At 67.1% G+C, this 10,969-nt stretch carries 12 protein-coding genes and 1 pseudogene; 2 read left to right on the forward strand and 11 right to left on the reverse strand.

All coding sequences use genetic code 11. The features are described from left to right. Nucleotides 1-54: 54 nt before the first annotated feature. Both msrA and msrB read right to left on the reverse strand, forming a co-directional pair. Entirely contained in the window at nucleotides 55-570 is a 516-nt protein-coding gene (gene msrA, locus GLP40_RS27290) for a peptide-methionine (S)-S-oxide reductase MsrA (RefSeq protein ID WP_328290719.1), read from the reverse strand. Continuing rightward, entirely contained in the window at nucleotides 567-1,022 is a 456-nt protein-coding gene (gene msrB, locus GLP40_RS27295) for a peptide-methionine (R)-S-oxide reductase MsrB (protein ID WP_328290720.1), read from the reverse strand. Before msrB ends, msrA begins: the two co-directional genes overlap by 4 nt. Before the next feature lie 111 nt (nucleotides 1,023-1,133). On the opposite strand from msrB, the gene GLP40_RS27300 reads away from it, so the two are divergent. Continuing rightward, on the forward strand, nucleotides 1,134-1,826 hold the full coding sequence (locus tag GLP40_RS27300) for a DUF1345 domain-containing protein (protein WP_196054814.1): 693 nt from the start codon (nucleotides 1,134-1,136) through the stop codon (nucleotides 1,824-1,826). A 248-nt stretch (nucleotides 1,827-2,074) separates the two neighbouring features. Here the strand turns inward: GLP40_RS27300 and GLP40_RS27305 are convergent, their stop codons facing one another. From GLP40_RS27305 to GLP40_RS27340, 8 genes are all read right to left on the reverse strand, one after another. Further along, entirely contained in the window at nucleotides 2,075-2,308 is a 234-nt protein-coding gene (locus tag GLP40_RS27305) for a hypothetical protein (protein WP_154790865.1), read from the reverse strand. A gap of 10 nt (nucleotides 2,309-2,318) precedes the next feature. Next, a complete protein-coding gene (locus GLP40_RS27310; protein WP_407671678.1) occupies nucleotides 2,319-3,407 on the reverse strand; it encodes a ferrochelatase in 1,089 nt (362 codons plus the stop codon). A 32-nt stretch (nucleotides 3,408-3,439) separates the two neighbouring features. Beyond that, on the reverse strand, nucleotides 3,440-4,276 hold the full coding sequence (inhA, locus tag GLP40_RS27315; protein ID WP_154790866.1) for an NADH-dependent enoyl-ACP reductase InhA: 837 nt from the start codon (nucleotides 4,274-4,276) through the stop codon (nucleotides 3,440-3,442). Between the two features lie 69 nt (nucleotides 4,277-4,345). After that, complete coding sequence (gene fabG1, locus GLP40_RS27320; RefSeq protein WP_154790867.1) at nucleotides 4,346-5,065, reverse strand: 3-oxoacyl-ACP reductase FabG1; 720 nt, start codon at nucleotides 5,063-5,065, stop codon at nucleotides 4,346-4,348. Nucleotides 5,066-5,114: 49 nt separating this feature from the next. After that, nucleotides 5,115-6,119, reverse strand: coding sequence for a VWA domain-containing protein (locus tag GLP40_RS27325; protein WP_154790909.1), 1,005 nt, complete (start codon nucleotides 6,117-6,119; stop codon nucleotides 5,115-5,117). A gap of 17 nt (nucleotides 6,120-6,136) precedes the next feature. Further along, on the reverse strand, nucleotides 6,137-7,111 hold the full coding sequence (locus tag GLP40_RS27330) for a DUF58 domain-containing protein (protein ID WP_328290721.1): 975 nt from the start codon (nucleotides 7,109-7,111) through the stop codon (nucleotides 6,137-6,139). A 26-nt stretch (nucleotides 7,112-7,137) separates the two neighbouring features. Beyond that, nucleotides 7,138-8,388: an AAA family ATPase gene (locus tag GLP40_RS27335; RefSeq protein ID WP_154790868.1), complete on the reverse strand. Its 1,251-nt coding sequence runs from the start codon at nucleotides 8,386-8,388 to the stop codon at nucleotides 7,138-7,140. A 110-nt stretch (nucleotides 8,389-8,498) separates the two neighbouring features. Further along, complete coding sequence (locus tag GLP40_RS27340) at nucleotides 8,499-9,170, reverse strand: NAD(P)H-binding protein (protein ID WP_154790869.1); 672 nt, start codon at nucleotides 9,168-9,170, stop codon at nucleotides 8,499-8,501. Nucleotides 9,171-9,378: 208 nt separating this feature from the next. On the opposite strand from GLP40_RS27340, the gene GLP40_RS27345 reads away from it, so the two are divergent. Continuing rightward, complete coding sequence (locus GLP40_RS27345) at nucleotides 9,379-9,843, forward strand: NUDIX hydrolase (RefSeq protein WP_196054815.1); 465 nt, start codon at nucleotides 9,379-9,381, stop codon at nucleotides 9,841-9,843. A 486-nt stretch (nucleotides 9,844-10,329) separates the two neighbouring features. On the opposite strand, the pseudogene GLP40_RS27350 reads toward GLP40_RS27345, so the two are convergent. Then, nucleotides 10,330-10,969, reverse strand: a pseudogene (locus GLP40_RS27350) (hypothetical protein); the annotation flags it as partial.

The raw sequence follows: 10,969 nt of genomic DNA on the forward strand, positions 1-10,969 counted from the left end.
TCGACGGTGACAGCGGGCCTCACCGGGGAGACACCCCGATGAGGCCCGTCTGATCTACGCCGTGCTGGCCGAGCGCTTCGGCAGCTTCCAGCCAGGACGCGGGAAGTGACAGGTGTAGCCGTCCGGGAAACGCTCGAGGTAGTCCTGATGCTCCGGCTCGGCCTCCCAGAACGTGCTCGCCGGGGTCACCTCGGTGACCACCTTGCCCGGCCACAGGCCCGAGGCGTCGACGTCGGCGATGGTGTCCTCGGCGACCCGCTTCTGCTCGTCGTCCAGGTAGAAAATGGCAGAGCGGTAGCTCGTCCCGATGTCATTGCCCTGGCGATCCTTGGTGCTCGGATCGTGGATCTGGAAGAAGAACTCCAGCAGCGCACGGTAATCCGTCTGCGCCGGGTCGTAGACGATCTCCACCGCCTCCGCGTGCCCGGGGTGATTGCGATAATTCGGGTTGTCGTTGCGCCCACCCGTATAGCCCACCCGGGTCGCCAGGACCCCCGGCTGCCTCCGGATGAGGTCCTGCATGCCCCAGAAGCATCCGCCGGCCAGAATCGCGGTTCGCGTGTCGGTCACGCTTCCTCCTTCGTGAACAGAGACTTGTACTGTCCGTAGCCCTCGGCCTCGAGCTCGTCGAGGCGAATGAACCGCAGCGATGCCGAGTTGATGCAGTAGCGCAGCCCGCCCGCATCGCGCGGCCCATCGGTGAATACGTGCCCCAGATGGCTGTCGCCGTGCGCCGACCGCACTTCGGTCCGAATCATGAGATGACTCAGATCGCGCTTCTCGACGACGTTCGCGGCATCGATCGGCTTGGTGAAACTCGGCCACCCCGATCCGCTCTCGAACTTGTCCGTCGACGCGAACAACGGCTCACCGGACACCACATCCACATAGATACCAGGCTCGTGGTTGTCCCAGTACTCGCCGGTGAACGCCCGCTCGGTGCCGTTCTCCTGGGTGACGTAATACTGCTCAGGCGACAACGCGGCCACAGCCGCCGGATTCCGGTTGTACTCCCGTGCCACATGACCTCCTTGATCGGCCTCAGCTACAACCCACCCTGCCCCCTGGAAAGTCCGCCCTCAACCCGGCGTCACACTTCTGTCACTCTTGCCCCGCCGGGCATACTCACCAGCGTGAGCGCGACCGGGAACGAGACCAACGACGACCAGGTGCCCGCGTGGGCGCGGCGAACAGCCGGGGAATCGCGGTGGGCCGCCACCGCCGCCATCGTCGGGATATTGATCGTGCAGTTCTATCTGCCGTCGCAATTCATCGCCGGACCGCGATGGGTCGTTCCGGGCATCGGGCTGCTGTTGCTGATCGTGTTGATGATCGGCAGCCCGATCCGGCTGGACCGTGAGGAAATCCGCCTCCGGCGATTCAGCCTGCTGCTGATGGCCTTGCTCGGATTCGCCATGGTGTGGTCGGTGTACCACCTGGTGCGGGCGCTGATCAACGGCTCGGTCAGCGACAACCCAGCGGGACTGCTGACCTCCGGCGGCGCGATCTGGCTCACCAATCTGCTCGTATTCGCGCTCTGGTACTGGGATTTCGATCGCGGCGGACCCGCCGCCCGAGCCCACGCCCGCAAGCCCTATCCCGATTTCCTCTGGGTCCAGATGCAGAATCCGGATCTCACCGATCCCGAGTGGGAACCGGAATTCCCGGATTACCTCTATCTGTCCTTCACCAACGCCACCGCTTTCAGTCCGACGGACGTGATGCCGATGTCACGCTGGGCCAAGACGATGATGATGGTGCAATCGGGTATCTCGCTCATCACCGTGAGCCTGGTCATCGCCCGCGCGGTCAATGTGCTGCGGTGATACCCGTGCGCAGCGCTATGCCGCCCGGGCCGTCTGGCTGACCAGTCAGCGACACCGGACCGCTCCTCGACCGGGGGTGGCAGGGTATCGGGGCTACCCCGACCGGCGGCGAGCCGGTCGGGACCGTCGGCACCCTGGCAGGAATCGGCTACGACTCGAGCGAAGTCGGCTGCGAACCGGACAGGTTCGACGGCGACTTCGGCGTCGACGCCGACATGGGAATCCCTCCCTCTATCGAATGTGCGGCGTCAGCGGTTGAACCACATATCCGCGACCAGGATGATCACGGCGACGCCGACGAAGGCGGCCGCGAAGCCGATGGACTGGCCGATGGTGCCGATGATGCCGGCGGTGAGGAACAGCGTCAGGACGGGTGCCCAGACGAACATGTCCGGCGGGCCGAAGGTGCGCTGCTTGCGGGCGACGGCACCGCTCGAGGTGGGCTGACGGCGTTGCGGGGTTCCGCGTCCGGGTGTGGTCACCTGGGCGAGACTACAATTCGGCGGACGCCGGTGCCACCGCGGGTCGGCGCGGCGGGAGGGCGCAGCAGCCGACGACGCAGGGCGCGCCGTTGACGGTGCAGCCCAGGGCGGTGATATCGCTCAGGCGGGCCGGGGCGGCGGCGGCGCGGTACTCGTCCACCAGGTCGGCGACCATCTGAGCGAAGCGCGGGTCCGGGCCGGGGGTGGCGGCGCGGGCGAAGGCCATACCCAGTTCGGCGGCACGCTCTTTGGCCTCGTTGTCCAGGTCCCAGATGACCTCGAGGTGGTCGGAGACGAAGCCGACCGGGCACACCACGACCGCGTCCACGCCGCGTTCGGCGAGCGCGTCGAGATGGTCGACGATGTCGGGATCCAGCCAAGGGACCTGCGGCGGGCCGGAGCGCGACTGCCACACCAGGTCGTAGTCGTCGAATCCGCTTGCGGCGGCGCACAATCGGGCTGCCTCGGCGACCTGGCGGCTGTAGAGGTGTTCTTCGGCGGGCGGACCGGAGGCGACGTCGGCCGAGACCGGCACCGAGTGGGCGGTGAAGACCAGCCGGACGGAATCGCGCTTGTCCTCCGGCAATTCCGCGACGGCTGCGCGGATCGCGTCCGCGAAGGCCCCGATGAACAGCGGATGGTCGAAATACTGGCGCAACTTCACCAATTCGGGCGCATCGGAGACCGCGGCCCGAGCACGCACGATGTCCTCGTGGTACTGCAGGCATCCGGAGTACCCGCCCCACGCCGAGGTCGGGAACACCAGGGCGGATCCGATGCCGTCCGCGCGCATGCGCTCGACGGTTTCCTCGACCATCGGATGCCAGTTGCGATTACCGAAATACACCGGCAGATCGATGCCACGCGCGGCGAATTCGGCCTCGATCGCCTTGATGATGTCCCGGTTCAGCGCATTGATCGGCGATACGCCGCCGAAGTGCAGATAGTGTTCCGCGACTTCGGCGAGGCGCTCCGGCGGCACGCCCCGGCCCCGAGTGACGTTCTCCAGGAACGGCATCACATCCTCGGGGCGCTCGGGACCGCCGAAGGACAGCAGTAGCAGGGCGTCCACTTGACGAGCCAGGGGCTCCGCGGCCACTGCTCTCCTCCTTGGGCTCGAACTCTTCTGGATCAGTTGCCGAAACCGGCGTCCGGGAACCAGGTGTTGTGGCTGGCGCCGCCGTCGACGTAGATGATCGAACCGGTGGTGCCGGGCAGCCAGTCCGACAGCATGGCCACGATGGACTTGGCCACCACGGTCGGGTCGTCGACATCCCAGCCGATCGGCGACGCGCCGTCCCAGTACTCGTTGAGCATGTTCAGCTGCTTGGCGTCGTCGGTGGCGGTGCCCGCGATGGCCTTGGCCGCGAGGGTCTTGATCGGACCGGCCGCGATCAGGTTGGAACGGACCTTCTTGGCATTGCCGACTTCCCTCGCCACGTAGCGGTTCACCGACTCCAGTGCCGCCTTGGCCACGCCCATCCAGTTGTAGTACGGCATGGCGGTGCGCGGATCGAAGTCCATGCCCACGATCGAGCCGCCCTCGTTCATGACCGGCAGCACGGCGCGGGCCAGCGAGGCATAGGACCAGGCCGAGATCTCGAACGCCTTGGCGGCGTCCGGGCCCGGGCCGTCCAGGAACGCCACCGCGTCCGGACCCATCAGCGTCTTGGGCGCGAACGCGATCGAGTGCAGGACGCCGTCGACGCCCTCGGGCGCGAGCTCACGCAGCTTCTCCGGCAGGTTGGCCAGATCCTCTTCGCTGGTGACGTCGAGGCCGATGGCCGGGGGGACCTCCCGCGGCAGGCGCTTGGCGATGCGGTCGATGAGCCGCAGCCGCTCCGGGATACCGGTGATGATCACCTTCGCGCCCTGCTCCTGCGCGACCGCGGCCGCGTGGAAGGCGATGGACGAGTCGGTGATGATGCCGGTGATGAGTACGGTCTTGCCTTCGAGCAATCCACCCATGGGTTGGTCGGTTCTCCTCGTTTGAAAGGTGCTGGGGCTGAGCGATCGGGTCGGGTCCGAGCGAAACGCTCAGTGGCCCATACCCAAACCGCCGTCGACCGGGATGATCGCGCCGGAAATGTATGACGAGTCCTCGGAGGCCAAGAAGCTGATGGCCGCGGCGACTTCCTCGGGACGACCGATCCGGGTTGCCGGAATGGCCTTGAGGACGCCCTCCCGCATGTCTTCCGACACGTCCTCGCGGGTCATATCGGTGTCGATGAAGCCAGGCGCAACCACATTCGCGGTGATGTTGCGCGAACCGAGTTCACGAGTGATCGAGCGCGCCATCCCGACCAGACCGGCCTTGGAGGCGCAATAGTTGATCTGCCCGGGCGCACCGATCTGGCCGACCACCGAGCCCAGGAAGATGATGCGGCCCCACTTCGCCCGCAGCATGGCGCGATTCGCGCGCTTGGCGCAGCGGAACGCACCGGTCAGGTTCGCATCGATGACGCGATCGAACTGCTCCTCGCTCATGCGCATGAGCAGCGTGTTGTCGGTGATGCCCGCGTTGGCGACCAGCACCTCGACCGGACCCTGGTGCGCTTCCACCTCGGAGAACGCCCGATCGACCGACTCGCTATCGGTCACATCGCATTTCACGCCGAAAAGACCTTCCGGTACGCCAGACCCACGATGAGTCACGGCGACCTTGTGTCCGTCGGCGAGCAGGCGCTGGGCGACCGCGAGACCGATGCCGCGGTTACCGCCGGTCACCAGTACCGACCGGGATGTGATGTTCGACATAGACGCAAACCTATCTGTTCGTGTTCGGGACTCGGCGCGCGGTACCGATTTACGGCAGACGCTGACGATAGAGCAGAGCGGTGAGCACGCCACCGGCGGTCAACAGCAGGCCGAGCAACAGCCACGGGCGGCTGGCGTCGCCCATGGTCGTCTCGTAGCCGATCTGCTCCTCGAGGGTGTCGTAGACAGCTTTGAGTTCCTCCAGAGTGGAGGCGGTGTAGAAGTCGCCGCCGGACAGCTTGGCGATCTCGCGCAGCGAGTCGTCGTCGACGGGCACGCGCACTCGCTGCGAGCCCTTGCCGTCCTGGTCGGGGATCTCCACCGTGCCCCAGGTGGTGCCGAATGAAATGGTCGACACCGGAACGCCTTTCTCCTTCGCCAGCCGCGCGGCCGTGAAACCGTGGCGAGGATTCTCGACGTCCTTGTCGTCCGGAACGGTCTGCTTACCGTCGGACATGAGCACGATGCGCGCCGGCGGCGGCTTCTCCGCGCCGCCCAGGACCGAGGCCAGGGTATCGATGGATTGCATCGCGGTGAGAATGCCCTCACCGGTGGCCGTGCGCTCGGCCAGCTTCATATTGTCGATGGCCGCCTTGACCGCTTCCCGGTTGGTGGTCGGCGAGACCTGCACCGAGGCGGTGCCGGCGAAGGTGACCAAGCCCAGGTTGATGCCCGGCGTCAGGCCGTCGGCGAATTCCTTGGCGGCCTTCTTGGCCACCTGGATTCGGCTCGGCGGCACATCGGTCGCCTCCATCGACAGCGACACGTCGATCACCAAGATGACCGTGGCCCGGTTACGCGGCACCTTCTTGGCGGCGGTCGGACCGGCCGCGGCGAAGGTCAGGAAGATCAGGCCCACCAGGGTGAGCGCCACCGGAATGTGCCGCCACGGCCGCGGCTGGGACGGCGCGACCTTCTCCAGCAGATCCATATTGGTGAAGCGCAGCATGTGCTTTCGCCGCCGCTGCTGCATGAGGACGTAGATGAGCGCGATCGCGGCCAGCACGGCCAGGAAGCCCAGCCAGTACTGCGCGGTGAAATGCGAAAGGCTCAAGGTGACATTGCCTATGCTCACTGTCGCGGCACCCGCCCGGCAGTCGGGGCGCCGAAGGTGTGGCGCCGGGTCGACACGAATCGAACCACGTCCGCGATCCAGTCGCGATCGGTGCGCAGGGTCATCACCGGCGCACCGCAACTGCGTAGCGCCTGCTCGACCTGCTCGCGATGGCGTTGCGCCGCGCGCGCGAAATCGGCGCGAAGCGTGGGGGTCACACTGAACTCACGGGTACGGCCCGACTCCGGGTCGTGCAGGACCACGTCGCCGACATCCGGGAGATCCAGATCGCGCGGGTCCAGCACCTCGACGCCGAGCAGGTCGTGGCGGCCGGAGATGGCGCGCAGCGAACGCTGCCAGTCGATCTCGCCGAGGAAATCCGAAATGACCACGGCCAGACCGCGTTTGCGCTGCGGACGGCGCAGGGCCTCGATGGCCTCGCGCAGATCACCACGAACACCGTCGGAGGCGTGCGGAGTGGTCGCGATCTTGCGCAGCATGGCCTGCTCGTGCACCCGGCCGCTGCGGGCCGGAATGCGGATCAACTGCTGGCCATTGGCCACCACCGCGCCGATCCGATTGCCGCCGCCGCTGGTCAGATGCGTGACCGCGGCCGCCGCGGCGACCACCAGATCCCGCTTTTCGCACAGCGCGGTACCGAAGTCGAGGCTGGCCGACAGGTCGACCACCAGCCAGGTCTCGAGTTCCCGGTCGGCGATCATCTGCCGCACGTGCGGATGGGTGGTGCGTGCGGTAACCGACCAATCCATCTGCCGCACATCGTCGCCCGGCTGGTACATGCGGGCGTCGCCGGGTTCGGAGCCGGGGCCGGGGATCAGGCCCAGGTGGTCACCGTGCAGCACGCCGTCCAGGCGCCGGCGCACGGTGAGTTCGAGCGTCTTCAACGCCGCCGACAGCCGCGGGTCGGCGAGTTGCCCCTGCCGGAACGAGGGCGGGGCGTGCGTGGAGCCGCTGGGAGGTGAGATCGTCACGGGCGCAATCGATTCCGAGATCGGCCTCACTTCGGCTGCGGCTGACCGGGAACTCCGGGCACCTGGCCGTTGGGGGGCTGCGGAATACCCTGCTGCGGCGGCTGCGGAATGCCCTGGACGGGCATGCCCGGCTGCTGCGGGACGCCGTGCGGACCCATCACCGGCTGCTGGGCCGGGGCGGGCATCGGCGCTGCGCCTCCTCGCGCTTCAACGGGCGCACCGGCCGGGGCGTTGGCCTGGGCGGTGACCTGCGGCAGGCCGACGGTCTGCAGCACACGCTTGATCACGTCGTCGGGGCTGACCTCGTCGGCCAGCGCGTCGTAGGACAGCACCAGGCGGTGGCGCAGCACGTCCGGGATCACCTCGACCACGTCCTGCGGGACCACGTAGTCGCGGCCGCGGATCAGCGCGACCGCGCGGGCGGCGGCGATGATGCCGAGCGAGGCGCGCGGCGAGGCGCCATAGGAGATCCAGCCGGCGACATCCTGCATGCCGAAGTCGGCGGGCTTGCGGGTCGCGGCGATCACGCGGACCACGTAGTCGACCAGCGCGTGGTGGACGAAGGTGTTGGCGGCCACGCTCTGCAATCGAACCAGTTCGGTCGGGTCCAGTACCCGCTTGGACTCCGGCGGGGTGACACCCATCCGGTAGATGATCTCGCGCTCCTCCTCGACCGAGGGGTAATCCACGACGACCTTGAACAGGAAACGGTCGCGCTGCGCCTCGGGCAGCGGGTACACGCCCTCCGATTCGATCGGGTTCTGGGTCGCCATGACCAGGAACGGGTTCGGCATCGGGTAGGTCTTGCCGCCGATGGACACGTGCCGCTCGGCCATCACCTCGAGCAGCGCGGACTGCACCTTGGCGGGCGCGCGGTTGATCTCGTCGGCGAGCACGAAGTTCGCGACCACCGGGCCCAGTTCGGTGTCGAACTCCTCGCGGCCCTGCCGGTAGATGCGGGTGCCGACGAGGTCGGTGGGCACCAGGTCCGGGGTGAACTGCACGCGGGAGAAGCTGCCACCCACCACATTCGCGAAGGTCTCCACGGCCAGGGTCTTGGCAATGCCCGGCACACCCTCCAGCAGCACATGCCCCTTGGCGAGTACACCGACCAACAGCCGCTCGACCAGCCGATCCTGACCGACGATCACCCGTTTGACTTCGTAGATCGCCTTTTCCAGGGTCTGGACATCGCGCTCGAGGGTGTTCGAAGGCGAGGGCGGTGCATCCTTCACCGTGTTTACCCCGCTCACACCGTCAGTCGAAGTCACCAACATCCCCGCTTTCGCCTCGGTCTCCATGCGTTCCGCCCCAACTATTCCAGGTATCGCGCGCAATTGCCGCACCCGGATGCGATCACGCCTCGAATTTCGGTCGTGGCTTTCGGCTATTTCCTAGCCGTGGTGGCGCGCTCCAGGACGAGTTCGACGGCGTCGGCGACCGGGGTGGGGCCGTCGGTGAGTTCGATGATCACTCGGTTCAGGGCCGGGCGGTGCAGGGCTATGTCGATGAAGGCCGCGACATCGTCGCGGTGGACATCGCCGTATTCGATCGCGAGTCCGGCGGTGACCAGGCCGTTTCCGGGTTCGTTGCGCAACGTGCCGGGTCGCACGATGAGCCAGTCGAGGTCGGTGGCGACAAGGTAGGCGTCGGCCATCTTCTTCACCCGCATGTAGTGCTCGAAGCCGAGGGTGGTTTCGCGGTCGCGGCCCGCTTCGGGGAAAACGGACACCAGGACGAAACGGGCAACTCCGGCGAAGCGGGCGGCGTCGGCTGATTTCTCCAGTCCCCTGCCGTCGATGAGGGAGGTCTGGTCCAGGCCGGTGCCGTGGGCGCCGGCGGAGAAGACGATGGCGTCGTGGCCGTGGAATTTGGCGGCCAGTTCGTCCACCGAATCGGTGATCAGATCACCGAGGAGGGGCGTCGCACCGGTCGCGGCGATGACATCGGCCTGGTCAGGATTGCGATGCATGCCGGTGACCTCGTCACCGCGCGCGGTCAGCAGCGTCGACAGGCGGCGTCCGATGCCACCGGCCGCTCCGATCTGGAATACCTTCATCGGTGACTCCTCTCGTGGGCGGGACACCCCACAGCCTTCCACCGGGTGGCCGGGGCGACTCGATCGACACCAGAAAGTTTCCGGACCTCCGATCCGTTGGACGGAGATGCGTCTAATCTTGCGAATGTCTCTGCCGCCGACCGTTTCTCCGCCGGTAGCGTTATCCATATCGGTCGACGGCGTCCGGTGATACGGGATGTGGTGTGCAGTGTGGGATTTCGAAGTTTCGCCCAGGCAATCCATCGGCGAGACGGTGTTGGAAGAACTCCGGGCGCGGGCCGCCGCGGACGGGGTGGCGCTACGGGTGGGAGTGGTTGTCGAACACAATGACGCGGTGCTGATGCTCGAGCACGAGGAGCACGTCGAGGGGCGCAGTCCCCTGCATCTACCCGGGACGGTCGTGCGGCCGGGCGAGTCGCTGGGCAGTGCGGTAGTGCGGGCCGTGCGCGAGGAGACCGGGCTCGCGGTGGTCGACATCGTGCGCCACCTCGGCAGCTTCGACTACCTCTCCAGCGCCGGAAAGCCGGTCCGCAGAGAGCATTTCGCCGCCGAAGTGGCGACCACGGGTCCTGTGCGGGTGACCAACTACGCCGAATACCGGTGGGTCCCGCTGCGCGGCGAGCTGCCGGTCACCTCGTCCATCCGCCGTATCCTCATGACGTATCAGGAGTAGCCCCTCGCGAACGCGAAGGACCGCGTGCTCGAGATCGGCACTCGCCCGGCGGTCCTCGATCAATTCACGGCCGACGAGACCGGTCGGTCGCGCGGGGTGTCCGAACTCGGTGATCTCGAAACCGACCTTCGTGTGAATCCGGCCGCGACGCATCAGGAGTCGAACGCGCCAGGGCAGGTGGTGGGTCAGCGGATTGGCGATCAGGTGGAAGCCCACGCCGATACCACCGAATCTCACACGGCCACAGCGGTTCTCGATCTCGTGCTGATCGGGGGCGGCATCATGTCCGCCAAGCTCGGCGCGATCAGCGCGGCGCTGCGACCGGAGCGGGCACCGATGTCGATTTCGACGCGCCCACAAGATCCCACGTGGAGCAGTCGTGGTCGGGCAGCAGTCGTGGTCGGGCACTGGGCACAGGAGCAGCCCGCCGCCGACATGACTCCGGCCGATGCCCGCCCGACCCGTCTCGACGACATCCGGCTCACCTCATGGGGCTCGGCAGACGTCGCGGAACAGCGCGGCGGCCGGCTCGATCAGGCGGGGATCGTCAGGGAAGTCGATCTGCCCGGCGGAATCCAGCCACAGCTCCGATTTCGGAGATGTCACCGCAGCGTAGAACTCGCGGGCCCAGGGCGGGACCAATGCGTTCTCGCAGTGGACGAGTTGGAAGGGAACCGTCAGTCGCGCGGCGGCCTCCTGGGCGCCGAAACCGGCGGTGTGCTCGAAGGATTCGACCGCGAAACCATTCGTATAGTTGGGGACCGCGCCCCGTGGCGTGCCGTAGTACTCGAACGCCTCCCGCAGCGGCATGGCCACATCGCCGCCGTCGGCCGCCACGGCCGGGATGATCTCGACCTCACCGGTGGCCAGCCGCCGTTCCCGGGCTCGGCGGCCCCGCTCGACCACCGCCGGGTCCGGCGGGTTGGCGACCGCATCCGGGTAGACCCCGGCGACACCGGCAAAAAGGTCGCGCCCTCCCAAGGCACGGCGGCTGTCTAGCCTCGGCCAATCATGGCGGTTGAGCTGGTCGTCGCGTAGAAATGGCGAAAGGTGCTCTGAACTGCGATAATTCGATTTGCTGAAGATCGAAGTACGCAGTGTGAGGAGCACCTTTCTGGTGCGAGAG

The organism is Nocardia aurantiaca, assembly GCF_009708175.1.
In the GTDB taxonomy this organism is placed as follows: Bacteria; Actinomycetota; Actinomycetes; order Mycobacteriales; family Mycobacteriaceae; genus Nocardia; species Nocardia aurantiaca.